We start from the raw sequence: 21,587 nt of genomic DNA on the forward strand, positions 1-21,587 counted from the left end.
CCCCCTGCGCACACCCGGATTGCGAGAACGATGACCGACGACGTCCTGCTGGTTCACGGCGGTAACCCGCTCGAAGGCGAGATCCAGATCCGCGGTGCCAAGAACCTGGTCCCCAAGGCCATGGTTGCCGCCCTGCTCGGCCAGGGGCCGAGCAGACTGCGCAACGTCCCGGACATCCGTGACGTGAAGGTCGTCCGCGGGCTGCTCCAGCTGCACGGCGTCACCGTCCGCACCGGCGACGAGGACGGCGAGCTGATCCTCGACCCCTCGCACGTCGAGAGCGCCAACGTCGCCGACATCGACGCCCACGCGGGTTCCTCGCGGATCCCGATCCTGTTCTGCGGCCCGCTGCTGCACCGGCTCGGCCACGCCTTCATCCCGGGCCTGGGCGGCTGCGACATCGGCGGCCGGCCGGTCGACTTCCACTTCGAGGTGCTCCGCCAGTTCGGCGCGAGCATCGAGAAGCACCCGCAGGGCACCTACCTGGTCGCCCCGCAGCGCCTGCACGGCACCAAGATCGAGCTGCCCTACCCGTCGGTCGGCGCCACCGAGCAGGTCCTGCTCACCGCCGTCCTGGCCGAGGGCGTCACCGAGCTGCGCAACGCGGCCGTCGAGCCGGAGATCGTCGACCTGATCTGCATCCTGCAGAAGATGGGCGCGATCATCTCGATGGGCACCGACCGCACCATCCTGATCACCGGTGTGGACGAGCTGGGCGGCTACAACCACCGCGCCCTGCCGGACCGCCTGGAGGCGGCCTCGTGGGCCTGCGCGGCGCTGGCCACCAAGGGCGACATCTACGTCCGTGGCGCCCACCAGCTGGAGATGATGACCTTCCTCAACACCTTCCGGAAGGTCGGCGGCGCCTTCGAGGTGGACGACGAGGGCATCCGCTTTTGGCACCCGGGCGGCGAGCTCAAGGCGATCGCCCTGGAGACGGACGTGCACCCCGGCTTCCAGACCGACTGGCAGCAGCCGCTGGTCGTGGCGCTGACCCAGGCCAACGGCCTGTCCATCGTGCACGAGACGGTCTACGAGTCGCGGCTCGGCTTCACCGGCGCGCTGAACCAGATGGGTGCCCACATCCAGCTGTACCGCGAGTGCCTGGGCGGCACCCCCTGCCGCTTCGGGGCCCGCAACTTCAAGCACTCCGCAGTGGTCTCCGGCCCGTCCAAGCTGATCGGCTCCGAGCTGATCATCCCGGACCTGCGGGGCGGTTTCTCGTACCTGATCGCGGCCCTGGCCGCCGAGGGCACGTCCACCGTGCACGGCATCGACCTGATCAACCGCGGCTACGAGAACTTCATGTCCAAGCTGCGTGACCTCGGCGCGCACATCGAGCTGCCCAGCCCGGAGCTCGCCAAGGTCTGAGCGGCCTCCGGACGCGCGACGGCCGGCCTCCCCGTCGGGGGAGGCCGGCCGTCGTCGTAGCGGCTGCTAAGCGGCTCAGGCGCCCTTGGCGGCTTCCTTGAGCTTGGAACCGGCGCTGACCTTGGCGCTGTAGCCGGCCGGGATCTGGATCGGGTCGCCGGTCTGCGGGTTGCGCGCGGTACGAGCGGCACGGTGGGTGCGCTCGAAGGTCAGGAAGCCGGGGATGGTGACCTTCTCGTCACCCTTGGCGACGACCTCACCGACGACCTCGGCGAAGGCGGCAAGCACCGCGTCGGCGTCCTTGCGGGTGACCTCGGCGCGCTCGGCCAGCGCGGCCACCAGCTCACTGCGGTTCATGTGTACTCCTGTGGTCTGTTGCTTGCGGTGTGCAGGGGCCCCTCGGTCGCCCCCTCCGGGGAACCCGGACGGGCCGCTGGTCCGCACACTGGTGCTCGTTCAGGCGAGGGGTGGTCAGGGGTCGGCATCGGCCCCCGAAGCGCCGCAAAATGCCCGCCCGGGTACGAATCCTGCCCCGACCGGCACTGAGAAAGCCAATCGGCCTCCGGCGACACCGGCCCGGATCCGACCCGCCCGGCGGAGGTGTGACGCTCCGTCGGCTCCGGCGCACCGGTGCGGTCGGCGCCGGGACGACACGCCGAAAGCGCGGGTGGGACGTTCCGTACTTGTCGGACACGCCGCCCCCGTGCAGGGCTACCGTACGCCCTGGCACCGACAAGCCCAAACACGCCCCTTCCCCTTGTGTCGCAAGGGGAAGGGGCGCGTCCGGCGGCCGGCGGGCCGATCGCACACCCGATCGGGCAAGAACGACACTCCGGGGACACCCCGGAGCGGTCTACAGACCGGCGAGCGGGAAGGTACCGGTGTCGAGGGTGCCGACGATCCCCGGCGTGGGACGGGACGGCGCCTGCTCCTGGCCTCCCCGGGCGGCCACCGCGGCGTCCCGGACGGCCGCGGCGACGGTCTTGGCGACGTCCGGGTGGAACACGCTGGGGATGATGTAGTTGGCGTTGAGCTGGTCGTCCGCGACGGTGGTGGCCAGGGCGCGGGCCGCGGCGAGCATCATCTCGGTGTCGACCGTCCGGCTCTGGGCGTCCAGCAGGCCGCGGAAGACGCCCGGGAAGACCAGCACGTTGTTGATCTGGTTCGGGAAGTCGCTGCGGCCGGTGGCGACCACCGCGGCGGTCTGCCGGGCGATCGCCGGGTCGACCTCCGGGTCGGGGTTGGCCAGCGCGAAGACGACCGCGTCCTCGGCCATGGTGGCCAGGTCGTCGCCGTCCAGCACGTTCGGGGCCGAGACGCCGATGAAGACGTCGGCGTCGGCCACGGCCTCCTTGAGGGTGCCGGTGCGGCCCGAGCGGTTGGTGTGCTCGGCGATCCAGCGCAGGCTCTCGGTGAGGTCCTCACGGCCCTCGTGGACCACGCCGTGCACGTCGGCGACGGTGGCGTGCACGACGCCGGCCGCCATCAGCAGCTTGAGGATGGCGGTACCCGCGGCGCCGGCGCCGGACATCACCACGCGGATCCGGGAGATGTCCTTGCCGACGACCTTCAGCGCGTTGGTGAGCGCCGCCAGCACCACGATCGCGGTGCCGTGCTGGTCGTCGTGGAAGACCGGGATGTCCAGGGCCTCGCGCAGCCGGGCCTCGATCTCGAAGCAGCGCGGCGCCGAGATGTCCTCCAGGTTGATGCCGGCGAAGCCGGGCGCGATGGCCTTCACGATCGCGACGATCTCGTCGGCGTCCTGGGTGTCCAGGCAGATCGGCCACGCGTCGATGCCCGCGAAGCGCTTGAACAGGGCGGCCTTGCCCTCCATGACCGGCAGCGCCGCCTGCGGGCCGATGTTGCCCAGGCCCAGTACCGCGGAGCCGTCGGTGACCACGGCGACGCTGTTGCGCTTGATGGTGAGGCGGCGGGCGTCCTCGGGGTTCTCGGCGATCGCCATGCAGACCCGGGCGACACCCGGGGTGTAGATCATCGACAGGTCGTCGCGGTTGCGGATCGGCAGCTTCGAGGACATCTCGATCTTGCCGCCGAGGTGCATCAGGAAGGTGCGGTCGGAGACCTTGCCGATGCTCACGCCGTCGATCGTCCGGAGCTTGTCGACGATCTCCTCGCCGTGCGCGACCGAGGACGCGGCGACGGTCACGTCGATGCGCAGCGACTCGAGTCCGGAGGCCGTCACGTCGAGGCCGGTGACCGATCCGCCGGAGGACTCCACGGCCGTGGTGATCGCGCTGACGGCGTTGCCCCGGGCGGGGACCTCCAGCCGCACCGTGATCGAGTTGGAGACACTGGGCACCGTCGCCATCGACGTCCTTCTTCCGTCCGCTGCTTGAGGGATCTCCGGGCCGCACTTCAACAGTTTGTTGATTGGCGCGCCCTGCGCATGCTAGACCTCGATCGTCGCACCTACCAGCGCCCGGCCAGAAATAAAGTTCATTGAGTGTGCAGAACCCACAAAAGGGACTCCGGCCGCCTGTGTCGTCCTCCGGAAAACTGCCTGCGCCCCCTTGGCTCCCGGTCGGGATGCGTTACATTGGACGGGACGTCGGCCCGATCCAAGCCCCCGGGCCCAACCTTCGTCGCTTCGAGCGACCACTTGCCGCGAGGCGAGCATGGCGGGTCGGCGTCGTCAGCCCGAGAAGGCCCCCACCGGCAGGTGGGGGCCTTCGTCGTCTCCGTCGCCGGCCTCAGCCGTGCAGCAGGGCGGGCACACCCGCGGCGTCCGGCAGGTCGTCCGGGCCCGAGAGCACGGTCAGCCGCTGGGTGGCGCGGGTCAGGGCCACGTACAGCACCCGCAGGCCCGCCTCGGACTCCCCGGCGATGCCGGTGGGGTCGGCGACCACCGTGGCGTCGTACTCCAGGCCCTTGGCCTCCAGGCTGCCGAGCGCCACCACGCGCTCGCCCAGGCCCTGGGCCCAGCCCGCGGCCTCCGCCCGGCGGTCCATCGGCACGACCACCGCGACGGTGCCGTCCACCTCCCCGAGGAGGTGCTCCAGCTCCGCCCGGGCGGCCCGGCCGAACGCCTCCGCGCCGCCCTCCCGGACGGCCGCGAACCGCGGCACCACGCCGGTCGAGCGCACCGCGCTCGGCGACGGCGTGCCCGGCGCCGCGATCGCCAGCACCTTCGCCGCCACCTCGGCGATCTCGGCCGGGTTCCGGTAGTTCACGGTCAGCGTGTAGCGGCGCCGCGGCTTGCCGGACAGCACCTCGTCCAGCGCGGCCTGCGCCTCGGCCGGGAACGGCCACGAGGACTGCGCCGGATCGCCGACGATCGTCCAGGTCGCCATCCGGGCCCGCCGGCCGATCATCCGCCACTGCATCGGGGTGAGGTCCTGCGCCTCGTCCACGATCACGTGCGCGTACTCGGTGCGCTCCACCGGCTCGCGCTCGCGCTGCCGGGACATCCGGTCGGCGTAGGTCGTGACCTCGTCCAGGCCGGACAGCAGGTCGACGGCGTCCACCTCGCGCGCCTTCGGCCGGGCCGGCAGGCCGAGCAGCACCTGCAGCTCGTCCGCGAGCGCCACGTCGTGCGCCGACAGGCCGCCCTCGCCGCGCTCGTCCAGGTGCCGCCAGGACGCGGCGAGCAGCCGCGCCTCCTCCGGGGTGACCGCCCGGCGGGCGATCCGGTTGATGTACCGCGGGTGCCGCAGCGTGGCCAGCACCCGCCGCGGGGTCAGCGGGACCCACCAGGCGTCCAGGAAGTCCAGGAAGGCCGCCTCGTCCGAGACGTACTCGTCGAAGGCCTCCCGCTCGTCCTGGCGCTGCTCGCGCTCGAAGTGGTTGGCCGGCTTGGGCAGGTGCCGGGTGGCCTCCTGCCACAGGGCGTCCAGCAGCAGCCTGCGGGCCCGCGGGCGCAGCAGGTTGAGCGGGGTTCCGCCGCCGCCGATCACGGCCGCCCGGACGGCCTTCACCCGGCCGGCGTCCAGCCGCAGGGCCTCACCGCGGGCGAAGACCTTCAGCTCGGTCGGGGCGTCGAGCTCCAGTGCGGCCCGGGCGGCCCGCCGCAGCAGGTGGACCATCCTGGCCGAGCCCTTGACCCGGGCCGTCTCCGGCGTGTCGTAGCGGGCCGCCTCGATGCCGTCGACCAGGCTGCCGACCGCCCGGATCGCCACCTGGCCCTCCTCGCCCAGCGAGGGCAGCACGCCCTCGGTGTACGAGACCAGCAGCGGGGTGGGGCTGACCACCAGGATGCCGCCCGCGTAGCGGCGGCGGTCCTGGTAGAGCAGGAACGCCGCACGGTGCAGGGCGACGGCGGTCTTGCCGGTGCCGGGGCCGCCGGTGACCAGCGTGGCGCCCGCGGCGGGTGCCCGGATGACCTCGTCCTGCTCCTTCTGGATGGAGGAGACGATGTCGCGCATCGAGTGGCTGCGGGCCCGGCCGAGCGAGGCCATCAGGGCCCCGTCGCCGACCACGGGCAGCTCCCGGCCGTCCAGGGTGGGGGTCAGGTCGGGACGCAGCAGGTCGTCCTCGACGCCGATGACCCGGCGGCCGCGGGAGCGGATCACCCGGCGCCGGATCACCCGGCCGGGCTCCAGCGGCGTGGAACGGTAGAACGGCGCCGCGGCCGGCGCCCGCCAGTCGATGACCAGCGGGCCGTACTCGGCGTCGAGCACGCCGAGCCGGCCGATGTGCAGGGTCTCGGCGACGGCCGGGTCGGCCGCGTCCAGCGGGGTCTGCGACGGGATGCCGTGCTCCTCCGGGGCATCCGCCTGCTGGAGGTCGATCCGGCCGAACAGGAAGTCCTCGAACTCGCTGTTGAGCCGGTGCAGGTGCGCACCGGCCCGGTAGACCTGGGCGTCCCGCTCGGCGAGCGCGCCGGGAGTGCCGACCTGCACGCGCTTCGCGGCGTCCTCGAGGATGTACTCGGCCTCGGCGAGCTTCTCCCCCAGACGCCGGTACACGGTGTCGAGGTGGCGTTGCTCCTCGGCGATCTCGCGATCGCGGACGGAGTCGGTGGTCTCTGGTGTGGTGTGCATGGGCCTCGGTGGGTACGGCGCGGGGAACCGGCGGACGGAAGATCCTACTCCCTGAGCCGGCCCTCCGGGCGGCGGGCCGACCCGCCGCCGCTGCCGCGCCGCCCGCGACCCCCGCGACGACCGCCGGATCAGGCGCCGTCGCCGTACTTCTCCCCGGGTCGGCCACCGGGTCCACCGACAGGCGGTAGCCGCGCTTGACCACGGTGGCGATCAGCCGGGGGTGCCGAGCGAGGCGCGCAGCCGGGCCATCGCGGTCTCGACGGCGTGCTCGTCGTCGCCGCTGCCGGGCAGGGCGCGCAGCAGCTCGGCCCGGGGCACCACCCAGCCGGGACGGCGGGCGAGGCTGCGCAGCAGGGCCATCCCGGCGGGTGGGACGGGCCGCAGGTCGCCGTCGACCAGGGCCGCCTGGCCGCGCAGTTCCAGGGTGTGGCCGGCCACGGCGAGGCGGCGGGCGCGTTCGGGCAGCTGGGCGGTGAGGATCTGCACCATCGCGCCGAGCCGCATCCGCTCGGGCCAGACGGTGGCCACGTCGAGCTCCTCCAGCGGGGCGGCGGTGACCGGCCCGACGCAGACCGGCAGGACGTCCCGGCGCAGGGCGTGCAGCAGCTCCGCGGTGAGGTTCCGTTCGGCGGCGCGGTCCAGCAGGCTGATGGCGGCGGGCGCCGAGGTGAAGGTGACGGCGTCCAGGGAGCCGTTGCAACAGGCGTCGAGGAGGCGGTCGACGGGCGCCAGGTCGGCGGGCGGCAGCCAGCGGTAGACCGGCACCTCGACCACCTCGGCGCCGGCCGCGCGGAGCGACTCGACGAAGTCGCGCAGCGGGGCGCCGTGCAGCTGGACGGCGATCCGGCGGCCGTCGACCCCCTGCTCCAGCAGCCGCTCCAGCACCTCGACGGAGGACTCGGACTCCGGTGACCACTCCTCACGGAGCCCGGCCGCCCGGATCGCCCCCTTGGCCTTCGGGCCGCGGGCGAGCACCACGGCCTTGCCGAGCGCGCCGATCAGGTCGTCGAACAGGCCCCAGCCCTCGGCGGCCTCGATCCAGCCGCGGAAGCCGATACCGGTGGTCGCCACCGCGATGTCCGGCGGGGCGGCGATCAGGCCGCGGGTGGCGGTGAGCAGGTCGGCGTCGTCGGCCAGCGGGACGATCCGCAGGGCCGGGGCGCGCAGGACGGTGGCGCCGCGGCGCTGGAGCAGGGCGGCGAGTTCGTCGGCGCGGCGGGCGGCGGTGATGCCGACGGTGTAGCCGGCCAGGGGCGGGGTCGTGTCCGGCGGGGGGACGAGGCGGGTGGTCGCGCTGGCGCTCAGGTCGGCCATGGGCACAGACGTCCTTCGTGGAGCGGCGGCCCCTCGGCTGTCGGCGGGCCGGGGGTCCTGTCGCGATCCCGGCGGCTGGTCGGGACGGCGACGGGGTGGGTGGGTGGACGGCCATCGTCCCGTCCCGTGGTGACACCGCCGGGTCGGTCCGATTTCCGCTGTGTTTCGCAGGTGGGGGCCGGTCCGCGGGTGCGGACCGGCCCCGGCCCGGTGGGTCAGACCCCGGCGAGCGCCGGGGCCTCGGCCGCGGCGCGGGCGGCCGCGGGGCGGCGCAGGTAGACCGCCCAGGTGAGGACGAAGCAGATCGCGTACCCCACCAGGAAGGAGACGAAGGCGGGGGTGCCGGTCTTGGCCGTGAGGAAGGACTCCCGGAAGGCGAGGTTGATGAACAGGCCGCCGAGGGCGCCGACGGCGCCGATGACGCCGATCGCGGCGCCGGACATCCGCCGCGACCAGGCGGCGGCGTCGGCGGCGCTCTCGCCGGCGGCGATCCGGTCCTGCGCCTTGGCCTCGAAGATGCCGGGGATCATCTTGTAGGTCGATCCGTTGCCGAGGCCGGCGAAGACGAACAGGGCGATGAAGCCCACCAGGAAGACCGGCAGCGACTTGATCGAGGAGGCGTACACCACGACGCCGGTGGCGGCGGCCATGGTGACGAAGTTCCAGAAGGTGATCTTCGAGCCGCCGAAGCGGTCGGCCAGCAGGCCGCCGACCGGCCGGATCAGGGAGCCGAGCAGCGGGCCGATGAAGGTGAGCTGCGCGGCCTGCAGCGGGGTGCGGCCGAACTGGTTCTGCAGAACGAGGCCGAAGGCGAAGGAGAAGCCGATGAAGGAGCCGAAGCTGCCGACGTAGAGGACCGACATCAGCCAGGTGTGCTTCTCCCGGACGATCGCGGCGAAGGTGCCGGTGTCGTTGCTCATCGGCGCCAGGTTGTCCATGAACAGGGCGGCGCAGGCGGCGGCGACGACGATCAGCGGGATGTACAGGGCGAGCACCAGGCGGGGCCGGTCCGCGCCGGCCCAGGTGATCACGGCGAGCGCGACCAACTGGATCACCGGGACGCCGATGTTGCCGCCGCCGGCGTTCAGTCCGAGCGCCCAGCCCTTGCGGCGCAGCGGGAAGAAGGCGTTGATGTTGGTCATGGAGGAGGCGAAGTTGCCGCCGCCGAACCCGGTGAGGCCGGCCACCACCATGAAGGTGCTGTACGAGGTGCCGGGGTGCATCACGTACGCGCCGGCCAGGCTCGGCACCAGGAGCATCAGCGCCGAGACGATCGTCCAGTTGCGGCCGCCGAAACGGGCGACGGCGAAGGTGTAGGGGATGCGGACGAAGGAGCCGACCAGGGTGGGCATGGCCACCAGGAAGAACTTTCCGGCCGGGTCGATGTGGTAGTTCTTCCCCATGAAGAGGACCATCACCGACCAGAGGCTCCAGATGGAGAAGCCGATGTGCTCGGAGAGGACGGAGAAGATCAGGTTCCGGTTGGCGACCCGTCGGCCGGTGCGCTCCCAGAATGCGGTGTCCTCGGGCTGCCATTCCTGAATCCAGCGGCCGCCTGTTCTGCGCTGGGCTGTGTCGCTCATCGGTCTCCCCTTGCGTGCCGGTGCCTGCCCTGCCCGTGCTGTCGTGAACGACGTTAGGAGGCCGCGGTTTCCGGTTCCGGTGTGCTCTGTGAAGCCCTGGGAACCGTCCTCTCACCCGGCCGGAGCGGGCGATGTGAGGAGTCCGGGACGCACGAAGGCCGCCCTCCGGGTGGAGGACGGCCTGCCGTACACATGGGGTGGTGGAGATGCCGGGAATCGAACCCGGGTCCAATGGAGTGGATTCAGGACTTCTCCGAGCGCAGTCCGCTGTGCTTTTCTCGGCCCCGGCAGTCACGCGGACAAGCCGCCGACGGGCCCAGCTACTGTTTGATTTTCCGCCCGCCCCCGTAGCCGGGGCGGTTGGTTGAGTTCCCTAGATTATGCCAGGTTCCGGATCGGGAACGCTCCGGTCTGACACCCTATTCGCTCGCTGATCAGGCAGCGAGAGCGAACTGCGGGATATCGCGCTTAGAATTGGCGATTATTTTTTTGCGACAGATGGTTAACGAGATCATTGCCGCGTTCCTCGGCTCGCTTCTCCTGTTTCGACTACCACTGTCGAAACCGATCATCCCCATGTTGATTTGACAAACAGCTCCGGAGGGCGGACCCACCGGCGGTGCGAGAGCCATGGTACGCGCTCGGGCCCGGGAGGGTCCAGCGCATTACCGGGCGGCGGGGCGCACGGCCCCGATCAGGAGGCGGCGCGCTGCTTGCGGCGGGCCGCCGCGATGGCACGGTCCGACTCGCGGCGGTCCTGCTGCTCGCGCAGGGTCTGCCGCTTGTCGTACAGCTTCTTGCCGACCGCGAGGGCCAGCTCCAGCTTGACCCGGCCGTCCTTGAAGTAGAGCGAGAGCGGCACCAGGGTGTGGCCGGTCTCCTTCGACTTCGACTCCAGCTTGCGGATCTCCTCCTTGTGCAGCAGGAGCTTCCGCTTGCGTTTGGCGGAGTGGTTCGTCCAGGTGCCCTGGGTGTACTCCGGGATGAAGACGTTGTCGATCCAGGCCTCGTGGCCCTGGATGTACGCGTAGCCGTCCACCAGGTTGGCCCGGCCTTCGCGCAGCGACTTCACCTCGGTGCCGGTCAGCACCAGCCCGCACTCGTAGGTGTCGAGGATGGTGTACTCGTGCCGCGCCTTCTTGTTCTGCGCGATGAGCTTGTTGCCCTTTTCCTTTGCCATAGCCCGGACATTCTCGCATCTCCGACAGGGCTGCGGCAGCCCCTTTACGGGTGCATCCCCAGGCCCGCCAGCACGCGCAGGGCGAGGGCGTCGACGGCGGACGGATCGCCGGCCGCGACGTCGGGCAGCAGGCCGGTGCCGTCGGGCGACCGGCCGTCGGGGGTGAAGTAGCGGCCCACGGTGAGCTCCAGCACGCCGCCGTCGGCCAGCCGGCTGGGCTGCTGGACGGTGCCCTTGCCGAACGTCCGGGAGCCGACCAGGACGGCCCGGCAGCGGTCCTGCAGCGCACCGGCCAGCAACTCGGCCGCGCTCATCGTGCCGCCGTCCACCAGCACCACCAGCGGCGTCGCGGTGTCCCCGCCGGGCGCCGCGGTCAGGTCCCGCCGGCTGCCGCGCGCCTCGTACGAGGCCACCGGCCCGCCGTCCAGGAACACCGAGGCGGTCTCCACCGCCTCCTCGACCAGGCCGCCGGAGTTGCCGCGCAGGTCCAGCACCACCGCCCGGGCGCCCTTGGCGGCGTCCCTGACCCGCTCGGCCACGCCGCTGGTGAAGCCGTGCACGGCGATCCGGACCACGCCGGGCGCGGGGTCGTCCACGGCGACCTCCTGGGCGGACAGCAGGGCCCGGTGGAGCACCACCCGGCGGGCGGCCGCGCCGCCGCGGCTCACGGTGAGCGCGACCGACGTGCCGGCCCGGGCCGGGTCCGCGGCGCCGCGCAGCCGGGACACCACCTCGGTGACCGGCAGCCGGTCCGCCGGGGTGCCGTCCACGGCCTCCAGCCGGTCGCCCGCGGCGATCCCGGCGAGTGCGGCCGGCCCTCCGGCGCTGACCTCGGTGACGGCGGTGGAGCCGTCCCGGGTGCGGTCCACGGAGAGGCCGACGCCGAGGTAGCCGCCGTGCAGGAACTGCGTGTACTGCTGCGGGCTGAGGTAGGCGGCCCAGCGGTCGCCGCTGCCGTCCACCAGCTGCTCGGCCTGCTGCGGCGTCAGGTCGGCGCCGGTGACGTCACGGCCGGCCGCGACCTGCGCGGCGGTGTCCATGGAGGGCGGCAGCGGCACCGGGAGCGGCTCGCCCCAGGCCCCGGTCGCGGCTCCGGTCAGCAGGACCGCGCCGAAGACCAGGGTGAGGGTGGCTCCCTGACGGACCCGTCGCGGACTTCCCGGCATAGCACCGGAGTGTAGGGGGCGAAGCCGCAGCCGGGTGCCGGAACCGGGCGCCCACCCGTGACGCGGCCCCGGACGGCGCAGTGCCGTCCGGGGCCGCGGGGTCGTGACCAGGTCAGACCTTGAGGTACTTGCGGAGCGTGAAGAACGCCGCCACGCCGGCCATCGCCATACCGACCACCACCAGCAGCGGGATCACCGTGAGCACCGACGACAGGCCGATGAACTGGATGAACAGCACCCGCTTGGCCAGCCAGTGCTGGACGAAGAAGTGACCGAGCAGCAGCAGGCCGGAGGCCATCACGGCGCCGAGCAGCGCGGAGACCGCCGCCTCCGCGATGAACGGCATCTGCACGTAGAAGTTGGAGGCGCCGACCAGGCGCATGATCCCGGTCTCGCGCCGTCGGCTGAAGGCGGAGACGCGGACGGTGTTGACGATCAGCAGCAGTGCCACGAAGAGCATCAGCACCATGATCACGAACGCGGCCGTCTGCAGGCCGTTCAGCAGGCCGAACAGGTTCTCCAGGATCCGCCGCTGGTCGTCGACGGACTTCACGCCCGGCTTGCCGGCGAAGGCGCTCTGGATCACGTCGTACTTGGTCGGGTCGTTCAGCTTCACCCGCCAGGACTGGGGCATCGCCTCCGGACCGACCGCCGCGAGCAGCGGGTTGTCCGGGTTCGACTCCTTCCAGTGCTTGTACGCCTCCTGGGAGGTCTCCAGGGTCGCCTTCTGGACCAGCGTGGTCATCTTGTCGAGGGTGACCTTGACGTCCTGGATCTGCTGCTGGGTCGCGGCACCCGACGCGCACTGGGCCGAGGCCGGTGCGTCGAACTTGGTGCAGAAGGAGATGCTGACCTCGACCTTGTCGTACCAGTAGCCCTTCATCGAGTTGACCTGGTCGCGGACCAGGAGGCTGCCACCGGCGAGGGCGAGGGAGAGCGCGACACTGACGATCACGGCGATGGTCATCGTCAGGTTGCGGCGGAGACCGACTCCGATCTCCGACAGGACGAACTGGGCGCGCATGCTTCTCTCAATCCAGGGGTCGATGCAGGCAGGGGCGGACAGGCGGTGCGGCGGGCACGGTGCCGGCTAGCTCTGGTAGCCGTACACACCGCGGGCCTGGTCGCGGACCAGCAGCCCCTTGTCGAGCTCGATCACGCGCTTGCGCATCTGGTCGACGATGGCCTGGTCGTGGGTGGCCATCAGCACCGTGGTGCCGGTGCGGTTGATGCGGTCGAGGAGCTTCATGATGCCGACCGAGTTCTGCGGGTCGAGGTTTCCGGTCGGCTCGTCCGCGATCAGCAGCATCGGACGGTTCACGAAGGCCCGGGCGATCGCGACGCGCTGCTGCTCACCACCGGAGAGCTCACCGGGCATCCGGTCCTCCTTGCCGCCGAGGCCGACCAGGTCGAGCACCTCGGGCACCACCTTGGCGATGGCGCTCTTCGGCTTGCCGATGACCTCCAGGGCGAACGCCACGTTCTGCGCCACGGTCTTGTTCGGCAGCAGGCGGAAGTCCTGGAAGACCGTGCCCAACTGGCGCCGCATGTGCGGCACCTTCCAGTTGGAGAGCTTGCCGAGGTCCTTGCCGAGCACGTGGACGGCGCCCACGCTCGGCCGCTCCTCCCGCAGGCACAGCCGCAGGAAGGTGGACTTGCCCGAGCCGGAGGACCCGACCAGGAAGACGAACTCGCCCTTCTCGATCTCCAGCGAGACGTTGTCCAGGGCAGGACGGTTCTGCTTGGGATAGGTCTTGGAGACGTTGTCGAATCTGATCACGGCTGCATCACGGAGGCCATCCTAGGTGGAGCCGCCCACTGCCCCTGGCCGGGCGGCGGCGGTAGGAACGGCATCCTCCCCCACCGCTCCAGGTCATGGGACCATACGCGAAGCCGACGCCGACCCGCAGTGGCCGGTCGGGTACTGACCGTGGTTTCGGCAGCTTTTGATCCGATCTGTCACCAAAACGACCGGGCCGCAGATGCGATCTATCTCACAGTCGTACCGGTGAAGCCCTGCGCTGCGGGCGCCGAGCGCCTCCGAACCTGGCACAGTGGAGAGACGAGCGGAACCATCGGCCCGTCCGGTGCGTTTGCAGTGACAGCAAGGAGGAGATCGCATGACCTGCGACCATCTGGTGTGCGCCAACTGCAACGGCCGCGTGAGCGACGGCCGGTGCCCGGTGTGCCGTGCCAACCGTGCCCGCCTGCGCGAGCAGCAGGGGCCGTTCGCCGCGCTGAGCCCGGCCACGCTACTGGCGCTGATCGCGGCACTGTTCGCGGTGGCACTCATCGCCCGGCAGGCCCTGGCCTGACCGTCCCCCCAGACGCCCGAAGGGCCCCGGAGCCGAAGCTCCGGGGCCCTTCCTACGTCCTGCCCGCGTCGGGGCGGGACCTCAGCTCGCGGCCTCGCGCTGCTTGCGCCACCGGATGCCGGCCTCGATGCCGTGCTCGTCGTTCATCGAGGCCGACGGGGGCGGGACCTCAGCTCGCGGCCTCGCGCTGCTTGCGCCACCGGATGCCGGCCTCGATGAAGCCGTCGATGTCGCCGTCCAGCACGGCCTGCGGGTTGCCGACCTCGTGCTCGGTGCGCAGGTCCTTGACCATCTGGTAGGGGTGCAGCACGTACGAGCGCATCTGGTTGCCCCAGGAGCTGCCGCTGTCCTTGAGGGCGTCCATCGCGGCCTTCTCCTCCTGGCGGCGCCGCTCCAGCAGCTTGGCCTGGAGGACGTTCATCGCCGAGGCCTTGTTCTGGATCTGCGAACGCTCGTTCTGGCAGGAGACGACGATGCCGGTCGGCAGGTGGGTGATGCGGACCGCGGAGTCGGTGGTGTTGACGCCCTGGCCGCCCGGGCCGGAGGCGCGGTACACGTCCACCCGCAGCTCGCCCTCGTCGATGTCCACGTGGTCCGACTGCTCGACGACCGGGAGGACCTCGACACCCGCGAACGAGGTCTGGCGCCGGCCCTGGTTGTCGAAGGGCGAGATGCGCACCAGGCGGTGGGTGCCCTGCTCGACCGAGAGGGTGCCGTAGGCGTAGGGCGCCTTGACGGTGAAGGTCGCGGACTTGATGCCGGCCTCCTCCGCGTACGAGGTGTCGTAGACCTCGGTCGGGTACCCGTGCCGCTCGGCCCAGCGCAGGTACATGCGCATCAGCTGCTCGGCGAAGTCGGCGGCGTCGATGCCGCCGGCCTCGGCGCGGATGTTCACCAGCGCCTCACGGGCGTCGAACTCGCCGGACAGGAGGGTGCGGACCTCGAGCTCCTGGACGGCCTTCTTGACCGACGTCAGCTCGTTCTCGGCCTCGGCCCTGGTGTCGGCGTCGTTCTCGGCCTCGGCCAGCTCGAAGAGGACCGACAGGTCCTCGACCCGGCTGCGCAGGGTGGAGACCTTCCGCAGCTCGCCCTGGAGGAAGGAGAGTCGGCTGGTGACCTTCTGCGCGTTCACCACGTCGTTCCAGAGGTCCGGCGCGGCCGCCTCCTCCTCGAGGCGTTCGATGTCGGCCCGGATCCTGTCCAGGTCGAGGACGGCCTCGATCGACCCCATGGTCGTATCGAGGTTCTTGAGCTCTTCGGAAGGATCGACGGCTGCCACGCCTCAAGCGTAATGGTTCGCGGAGACCGTTCGGCTACACCGGGGGCCGGTCACGGCCGGGGCCGCCCCGGGAAGCGCGCGGGCGGCCCCGGCGGGCGCCTCGGCGGCGAACGCCGTCCAGGCGGCCGCCGCGCCCGCGAGCAGCAGGACGACCGCGATCAGCACGGCCGCCATCCGGCGCCTGCGCACCAGCTTGCGCCGCCGGTGGCTGGTGACCGGCGCGGTGGCCGAGCGCTGGGCGCGCGACTCCGCGGCGTACGAGGCGAGCTCCTGGGCGGAGGGGCGGCGCAGGCTGGTGTGGGTGTCCCGGGTGGAGTCCGGCGAGGGGGCCGGCACCAGCGGCACCGCGGGCCCGCGCCGGCGGCGGTGGGCGCCGCCGCCCGTGTCCGTCTCGGCGTAGACCGCCTCGGCGGGGCTGGGCACCTCGTCGGCCGGCCCGCGCTGGGCGGGCACGGCCAGCGGCGGCAGCCCGGCGAGGACCGGCAGCTGCTCGCGCAGCCGGGTGCCGAGCTCGGCGGCACGCAGCCGGGAGGCGGGGGCCTTGGCCAGGCACTCGGAGATGATCCGCCACAGGCCGTCCGGCATGCCCGCGACCGGTGGCACGTTCTCGGTGACATGCCGGCGGAGCACGGCGCCGGTGTGGCCGCCGCCGAAGGGGTGTGGCCGACCAGCAGCTCGTAGAGCACGGTGGCGAGGGCGTAGATGTCCACGGCGGCGCGCGGCTCCAGGCCCTCGATGATCTCGGGGGCGAGGTAGTCGGGGGTGCCGATGATCCGGGTCGCGCGGGTGCGCCGGGGGCGTCGACCAGCCGCGCGATGCCGAAGTCGGTGAGCTTGGCGCGCGGGGAGCCGCCGACGCCGGGCGGGGCGGCGAGGTCGAGGAGCACGTTCTCCGGCTTGACGTCGCGGTGCACGATGCCGGCGGCGTGCGCGGCGGCCAGGCCGTCGGCGACGTCCGCGATGATCGAGGTGGCGTGCAGCGGGCTGAGCACGCCCTCGCGCTCCAGCCGCGTCCGCAGGTCGGTGCCCCGGACGAGGTCCATCACCAGGGCCAGGTCGTCGCCGTCGACCACCATGTCGTGGACCCCGACGACCCGCGGGTGGTCGAGGCCGGTGAGGGCGGAGCGCTCCTGGACGAACCGGCCGACCAGCACCTGGTCGGTGGCGAGGTCCTCGCGGAGCAACTTGACGGCCACCGGCCCGTCCGGGCCCTCTCCCAGCCACACGGTGCCGGCGGATCCCCGGCCGATCACCTGGTGGACGGTGTAGCGGCTGCCGATCTTGCGTGCCAATGCTGCTCCGTGGGCTCGGTAGGTCGGTGCTCAGCGACCAACCTACGCGCCTGCACGGCCTCCGGGGGACGCCGAAGGGCTCGGCGGAGACACCCTTTTGCGGGAAATTTGTGAATTGTCGACAAAGCGCCAAAAGAGCGATCTGCCGGACCGTCAGGTCACGCCTTCCCGTTCCCGCTCCCGTTCCCGGTCAGGTTGGTCACCCAGTCGCTGACCGTGGTGAACCAGTCCCGCACGTGGTGCCAGTAGACCGGCAGGTCGGTGAAGTTCCACAGCGCGACCGCCGCGATGGCCAGGATCAGCAGCACCATCAGGCAGCCCTTGAGGCAGCCGAGGCCCGGGATGTACATCCGGTTGCGGCTGCGGCCGCGCGGCTCCCGCGTCGGGGCCGGGGCGGGCTCGCGCCGCTGCGGCGCGGGCGGCTCGGTGCGCCGCTGCGGGGCCGGCTCGGCCCGGCGCTGCGGGGCCGGCGGCTGCGGCGGCGGGTAGGACTGCGGGGCGGGCGCGGCCTGCCGGTACGGCTGCTGCGGCTGCTGGGGGGCTGCTGGTACCCGGGCGGCGGGTAGCCCTGCGGCGCCGCCTGCCGGGACTGGTACGGCGGCGGGGCGACCGGCGGGCGCCGGTCGTAGCCGCCCTGCCGCCCGTTGCCCTGGTGCCGGCCCCCGTACGGGTCGCCCGGCGGGGGCTGCGGCGGCTGCTGGGCCGGCCGGCCCTGGCCGCCGCCCTGGTACGGCTGCGGGGCGACCTGGGGGCGGCCGAGCTCCTCCGGGTCGTAGTAGCCGACCTCGGTCTGCTGGTTGCGGTCGCGGGCCGCGCGCAGCTGGGTCTGCCACGGGTGCGGCGACTCCGCACCGGGCGCACCGGCGCCCTGCCCGGGCGCGCCGAGCGGCATCGGGGGCATCACCCGGGTGCGGTCCTCGGCGGCCTGCGCGGCGGCCGCGGCCGGGGCGGTGCCCATGACCTGGGTCGCGGCGGCCGGGTCGAAGCCGCGCGAGGGCAGCACCTGGGTGGCGTCCGCGGCGCCCGCGAACACCCCAGACACCGTCGGGGTCGCGGCCGCGGCCGCGAGCGCCGGGTCCGGCACCAGCAGCTCGCCCACCGCCAGCGCGGCCTCCACCGCGGCCGGCGAGGAGTGCACGCCGATCCCCAGGGCGACGGCCCGCAGGGCCTGTCCGAGCGAGGTGGCGGTGGGGCGCTCGGCCGGGTTCTTGCGCAGGCAGCGCTCGATCACCGTCCACAGCGGCTCCGGCATCGAACGGGGCCGCTCGGGCTCCTGCGCGAGGTGCGCCTGGAGCACCGCCAGCGGCCCGTCGCCCTGGAACGGCGGACGGCCGGTGACCAGCTCGTACAGCATGATGCCGGCACCGTACACGTCGACGGCCGCGGTCTGCGGGCGGCCCTCGGCCGACTCCGGGGCGACGTAGGCGGGCGTGCCGACGAACTCGTGGGTGCGCGTGATGCCCGGGGAATCCGCCAGCCGGGCGATGCCGAAGTCGGTGAGCATCGGGTGCATCTGCTCGATGCCGTCGGCGGTGACGGTGGTGGCCAGCAGCACGTTCGCCGGCTTGAGGTCGCGGTGCACCACGCCGTCGGCGTGGCTGACCGCCAGCGCGTCGGCGATCTGCGCCATCAGCAGGGCGCCGGCGATCGGGCTGAGCGGACCGTTGGAGCGCAGGTAGCGGAAGAGGTCGGGGCCCTCGACGAGGTCCATCACCAGGGCCAGCAGCTCGCCCTCGACGACCAGGTCGCGGACCCTGACGATGTTGGGGTGGGTCAGCCGCAGCAGCACGGAGCGCTCCCGCAGGAAGCGCATCACCACGTCCGGATCGGCCGCGAGCTCCTCGCGCAGCACCTTGACCGCGACCGCCTGGCCGGGAGCCAGCCCCGGCACGGCGACGTCGTCCCGGACGCGGCCGCGCCAGACCGTACCGGTGGCCCCGCGCCCGAGGCTCTCCTCGATCAGATACTTGCTGCCGACCGGCCGCACCTGTGACTCCTAGTCGCCCGCCCCGTCGCCCGGGACCGGACGGACGAGACCCACGTTTTCGCAAACTCTAACGGTGCCCGGGCGGCTTGCCGAGGCGAGCGCCCGGCGCGCTGGGCGGAAGTCTCGGGGGCATCCCCTAGGGGGCGGGAGGGCTGACATGCCGTCGGGCCGACCCCTGGGATGATCGCAAGATCGTCAAATCCGGTACCGTGCCCGGACTGTCGGCCCAGGGTGGCAGGATGGCAGCCACCACACGCGTGCAGAAGGGACCTGGGCGAGATGCAGATCCGGCTGACCGTCCTCCGACCGCGCAGCGGCCCGGCAGGCCCCGGACCGTCCACGGACGTGCTGGTCACGGCCCCCGCCGGCACCGCGCTCGGCGCGGTCGCCGGGGCGCTCGCGGGCGCCGTCGGCGTGCGCGGCCCGCGCTCGACGACCCATGTGCACCTGTACGCGGGCCCCGAACGCCTCGACGACCAGGCGCTCCTCGGGCGGCCGCCCCTGATCGACGGCGCCGTCCTCTCGCTCGGCGAGAGCGACCCCGACGCCGACCCGGCCGACCTGCCCGCCACCGCCGAGCTGCGGGTCGTCGGCGGGCCCGACGCGGGCGGCGTGCACCACCTGCACGGCGACGAGATCCGGGTCGGCCGCTCCAGCGACGCCGACGTCCCGCTGGACGACCCCGACGTCTCCCGGCTCCACCTCTCGCTGCACCTCGACGGCGACCGCATCACCGTCCGCGACCTGGGATCCACCAACGGCACCCGGCTCGACGGGCGCTTCCTGCGCGACGAGGCCGCCGAGCTCGCCGACGGCGAGCTCGTCCGGCTCGGCGAGTCCACCCTGCGCATCGGCCGCCCGGCCGCCGGCCCCGCCCGGCCGGAAATCGGGGAGAACTCCGGGGCGCCACGCCCGGACGGCGACGGCCACCTGCAGCTCGCCCCCCGACCCACCGCCCGCACCGCCGCTGCCGCACCCCTGGCACCCCCGGCCGAGCAGCCCGCCCCCGGCACCGGCGGGCGCGCCCGCGCCCTGCTCTCCCTGCGGCGCAGCCGCACCCCGGCACCCGACACCGGCCGTCCCGGAGCCGAGCGGCAGCACGCCGCCGCGCGCGCCCGGCAGGCCGCCGACCGGCGCGAACGCTGGCCCGACCCGGCCGCCCTGCTGCTCACCGCGCTCGGCCCCGGCCCCCGACTGTGGGAGCGCACCCCGACCCACCCCGACGCCCTGACCCTGCGGCTCGGCACCGCCGACCGGCCCGGCGGCCCCGGCACCGCACCGGGCACGCTGCTGCCGGCCGTCCCGGTCACCGTCGGCCTGCAGACCGCCGGCAGTCTCGGCCTCGCCGGGCCCCGCGCCCGCCTCACCGGGCTGGGCCGCGCCGTCCTCGCCCAGCTCGCCACCCTGCACACGCCCAGCGGCCTCGCCCTGGTCGTGGTCGCCGCCGACGAGAGCCGGGCCGCCGACTGGGGCTGGACGATGTGGCTGCCGCACCTGCGCCCCGGGCAGGGCCAGGACTGCCGTCTGCTGGTCGGGTTCGGCGCCGAACAGGCCGAGGCCCGGCTCGCCGAGCTGGCCGCCGCCTCGGCGGGCCCGGAGGCGACCGTCGTCCTGGTGGACGGCGACCCCGGCACCCCGGCCGCCCGCCAGGCCCTCGCCCTGCTGCTCCGCCAGGGCCCCGCCGTCGGCGTGCACGCGGTCTGCCTCGCCGAGGACGCCGACGACCTCCCCGACGGCCTCGGTGCCCGGGCCACCGTCACCGGCGAGGTCGCCACGCTGCTCACCGTCGACCTGCCCGGCGCCGGCGGCCGCGAGCGGATCGAGGACGTCGCCCTGGACGCCGTCACCGCCGCCTGGGCGGAGCGCCTGGCCCGGGCCCTGGCCCCGCTGCGGGAGGCCGCCCCGGCCGCCCGCGGGCCGCTCCCGGACGCCCTGCGCCTGCTCGACCTGCTCCGGCTGGAGGCCGTCACACCGGCCAAGCTCTCCGACCGCTGGGCTGCCCTGCCGGACGGCGCCGGAGGCGCCACCGCCCTGCTCGGCACCGCCCGCGACGGCCTGTGCACCCTCGACCTGGCCGGCTCCGACGAGCCCGCCGAGGACGGTCCGCACCTGCTGGTCGGCGGCGCCCCCGGCGCCGGCAAGACCGAGCTGCTGCGCACCCTGATCGCCTCTCTCGCGGTGGCCGAACGGCCCGAGCGGCTCGCCGTCACCGTCATCGAGTCCCGCACCCCGGCGGGCCCGGACGGCGCCGCGGGCCTGCGCGCCTGCAGCGAGCTGCCGCACGTCGTCGCACACCTGGACGCCGCCGCCGACCCCCGCCGCGCCCTGCTCACCGCGGAGTGGCTGGAGGACGAGCTCGCCCACCGCGAGGCCGTGCTCGACGGCCTCGACTTCACCGCCTGGCACACCGCCCGGGCCCTCGCCAAGGCGCCGGCCCTGGTGAACGCGGGCGGCCGCACGGACACCGGTGCCGACGCGGCCGGCGCCGCGGCCGCACGGGTCGTCGGCCAGCGGCCCTCCCCCGACGCCAGGCCGCACGAGCCGGCGCCCGCCCGGATGGTCGTGGTGGTGGACGACCTCGACGCGCTGTACGCACCGACCTCGCCCGCCGGGCGTCCGCTCGCCCGCGCCCTCGGCGCGATCGCCCGGCGCGGCGGCAGGCTCGGCGTCCACCTGGTGGCCGCCACCGGCGTGCCCGAGCGGATCGCCGGCACCGAGATCGACGAGGCCGCCCAGCTGCGGATCGCGCTGCGCACCGACCAGCCCGCCGACTCCGACCAGCTGATCCACCTGCCGGACGCCGCGGCCCTGCCGGAGGACACCCCCGGCCGCGGCTACCTGCGCCGCCCGGACGGGGGCGTCACCGCCTTCCAGACCGCCCGGGTCAGCGGCCGGATCCCGCGCACCTCGACGCTTCGGCCGACGGTGGTCGCGATCGACCCGATGCAGCTCGGTGTCCCGCCGACCCGTCGCCCCGTCCGGGAGCTCGGCAACGGACCGACCGACCTGGCCCTGCTGGCCAGCGCCCTTCAGCGGGCGGCCGCCCGGGCCTAGGCCCCGGTACGACGAGGGCGGCACCGTCGGGTGACGGTGCCGCCCTC

12 protein-coding genes, 1 other RNA gene and 3 pseudogenes are annotated in these 21,587 nt (G+C 73.4%); 3 read left to right on the plus strand and 13 right to left on the minus strand.

What is annotated here, in order from left to right; all coding sequences use genetic code 11:
• Window positions 1–30: 30 nt before the first annotated feature.
• Entirely contained in the window at window positions 31–1,371 is a 1,341-nt protein-coding gene (gene murA, locus ABEB13_RS16385; RefSeq protein ID WP_100889978.1) for a UDP-N-acetylglucosamine 1-carboxyvinyltransferase, read from the plus strand.
• Between the two features lie 75 nt (window positions 1,372–1,446).
• Here the strand turns inward: murA and ABEB13_RS16390 are convergent, their stop codons facing one another.
• The 10 genes and pseudogenes from ABEB13_RS16390 to ftsE form a co-directional block, all read right to left on the minus strand.
• The gene (locus tag ABEB13_RS16390) at window positions 1,447–1,728 is read right to left on the minus strand and encodes an HU family DNA-binding protein (protein WP_030271959.1); all 282 of its coding nucleotides are present in this window, start codon (window positions 1,726–1,728) and stop codon (window positions 1,447–1,449) included.
• Window positions 1,729–2,224: 496 nt separating this feature from the next.
• Complete coding sequence (locus ABEB13_RS16395) at window positions 2,225–3,700, minus strand: NAD-dependent malic enzyme (protein WP_345706104.1); 1,476 nt, start codon at window positions 3,698–3,700, stop codon at window positions 2,225–2,227.
• Window positions 3,701–4,082: 382 nt separating this feature from the next.
• A complete protein-coding gene (locus ABEB13_RS16400; protein ID WP_345706105.1) occupies window positions 4,083–6,371 on the minus strand; it encodes a HelD family protein in 2,289 nt (762 codons plus the stop codon).
• A gap of 157 nt (window positions 6,372–6,528) precedes the next feature.
• Window positions 6,529–7,685: pseudogene (locus ABEB13_RS16405) on the minus strand (uroporphyrinogen-III synthase); the annotation flags it as partial.
• 215 nt (window positions 7,686–7,900) lie between these two features.
• Complete coding sequence (locus ABEB13_RS16410; protein WP_345706106.1) at window positions 7,901–9,268, minus strand: nitrate/nitrite transporter; 1,368 nt, start codon at window positions 9,266–9,268, stop codon at window positions 7,901–7,903.
• A gap of 198 nt (window positions 9,269–9,466) precedes the next feature.
• Window positions 9,467–9,844, minus strand: a transfer-messenger RNA (tmRNA) gene (gene ssrA, locus ABEB13_RS16415).
• 118 nt (window positions 9,845–9,962) lie between these two features.
• The gene (smpB, locus tag ABEB13_RS16420; RefSeq protein WP_345706107.1) at window positions 9,963–10,448 is read right to left on the minus strand and encodes an SsrA-binding protein SmpB; all 486 of its coding nucleotides are present in this window, start codon (window positions 10,446–10,448) and stop codon (window positions 9,963–9,965) included.
• Window positions 10,449–10,492: 44 nt separating this feature from the next.
• Window positions 10,493–11,614, minus strand: a complete 1,122-nt coding sequence (locus tag ABEB13_RS16425; protein ID WP_345706108.1) for a S41 family peptidase — start codon at window positions 11,612–11,614, stop codon at window positions 10,493–10,495.
• Window positions 11,615–11,726: 112 nt separating this feature from the next.
• A complete protein-coding gene (ftsX, locus tag ABEB13_RS16430; RefSeq protein WP_345706109.1) occupies window positions 11,727–12,638 on the minus strand; it encodes a permease-like cell division protein FtsX in 912 nt (303 codons plus the stop codon).
• A 66-nt stretch (window positions 12,639–12,704) separates the two neighbouring features.
• Window positions 12,705–13,394, minus strand: coding sequence for a cell division ATP-binding protein FtsE (gene ftsE, locus ABEB13_RS16435; protein ID WP_100889970.1), 690 nt, complete (start codon window positions 13,392–13,394; stop codon window positions 12,705–12,707).
• Window positions 13,395–13,734: 340 nt separating this feature from the next.
• Here ftsE and ABEB13_RS16440 point away from each other — a divergent pair, with 340 nt between their 5' ends.
• Window positions 13,735–13,929, plus strand: a complete 195-nt coding sequence (locus ABEB13_RS16440) for a hypothetical protein (protein WP_100889969.1) — start codon at window positions 13,735–13,737, stop codon at window positions 13,927–13,929.
• Between the two features lie 169 nt (window positions 13,930–14,098).
• Here the strand turns inward: ABEB13_RS16440 and prfB are convergent, their stop codons facing one another.
• From prfB to ABEB13_RS16455, 3 genes and pseudogenes are all read right to left on the minus strand, one after another.
• Window positions 14,099–15,208 carry a peptide chain release factor 2 gene (gene prfB / locus ABEB13_RS16445; protein ID WP_345706110.1) on the minus strand — a complete coding sequence of 370 codons (1,110 nt, stop codon included), beginning with the start codon at window positions 15,206–15,208 and terminating at the stop codon, window positions 14,099–14,101.
• A 3-nt stretch (window positions 15,209–15,211) separates the two neighbouring features.
• Window positions 15,212–16,499 (minus strand): annotated as a pseudogene (locus tag ABEB13_RS16450) (serine/threonine-protein kinase).
• Between the two features lie 158 nt (window positions 16,500–16,657).
• Window positions 16,658–18,486: pseudogene (locus ABEB13_RS16455) on the minus strand (serine/threonine-protein kinase).
• A 279-nt stretch (window positions 18,487–18,765) separates the two neighbouring features.
• Here ABEB13_RS16455 and ABEB13_RS16460 point away from each other — a divergent pair.
• Window positions 18,766–21,540, plus strand: a complete 2,775-nt coding sequence (locus ABEB13_RS16460; RefSeq protein ID WP_345706111.1) for an FHA domain-containing protein — start codon at window positions 18,766–18,768, stop codon at window positions 21,538–21,540.
• The last annotated feature ends 47 nt before the right edge of the window (window positions 21,541–21,587 follow it).

It is taken from the genome of Kitasatospora paranensis (assembly GCF_039544005.1).
GTDB classification, from domain to species: Bacteria; Actinomycetota; Actinomycetes; order Streptomycetales; family Streptomycetaceae; genus Kitasatospora; species Kitasatospora paranensis.

What these genes read in the sequence shown, in the direction of transcription:
- murA (WP_100889978.1), top strand. Translation starts at nt 31, where the DNA reads ATGACCGACGACGTCCTGCTGGTTCACGGCGGTAACCCGCTCGAAGGC.
- ABEB13_RS16390 (WP_030271959.1), bottom strand. Translation starts at nt 1,728, where the DNA reads ATGAACCGCAGTGAGCTGGTGGCCGCGCTGGCCGAGCGCGCCGAGGTC.
- ABEB13_RS16395 (WP_345706104.1), bottom strand. Translation starts at nt 3,700, where the DNA reads ATGGCGACGGTGCCCAGTGTCTCCAACTCGATCACGGTGCGGCTGGAG.
- ABEB13_RS16400 (WP_345706105.1), bottom strand. Translation starts at nt 6,371, where the DNA reads ATGCACACCACACCAGAGACCACCGACTCCGTCCGCGATCGCGAGATC.
- ABEB13_RS16410 (WP_345706106.1), bottom strand. Translation starts at nt 9,268, where the DNA reads ATGAGCGACACAGCCCAGCGCAGAACAGGCGGCCGCTGGATTCAGGAA.
- smpB (WP_345706107.1), bottom strand. Translation starts at nt 10,448, where the DNA reads ATGGCAAAGGAAAAGGGCAACAAGCTCATCGCGCAGAACAAGAAGGCG.
- ABEB13_RS16425 (WP_345706108.1), bottom strand. Translation starts at nt 11,614, where the DNA reads ATGCCGGGAAGTCCGCGACGGGTCCGTCAGGGAGCCACCCTCACCCTG.
- ftsX (WP_345706109.1), bottom strand. Translation starts at nt 12,638, where the DNA reads ATGCGCGCCCAGTTCGTCCTGTCGGAGATCGGAGTCGGTCTCCGCCGC.
- ABEB13_RS16440 (WP_100889969.1), top strand. Translation starts at nt 13,735, where the DNA reads ATGACCTGCGACCATCTGGTGTGCGCCAACTGCAACGGCCGCGTGAGC.
- ABEB13_RS16460 (WP_345706111.1), top strand. Translation starts at nt 18,766, where the DNA reads ATGCAGATCCGGCTGACCGTCCTCCGACCGCGCAGCGGCCCGGCAGGC.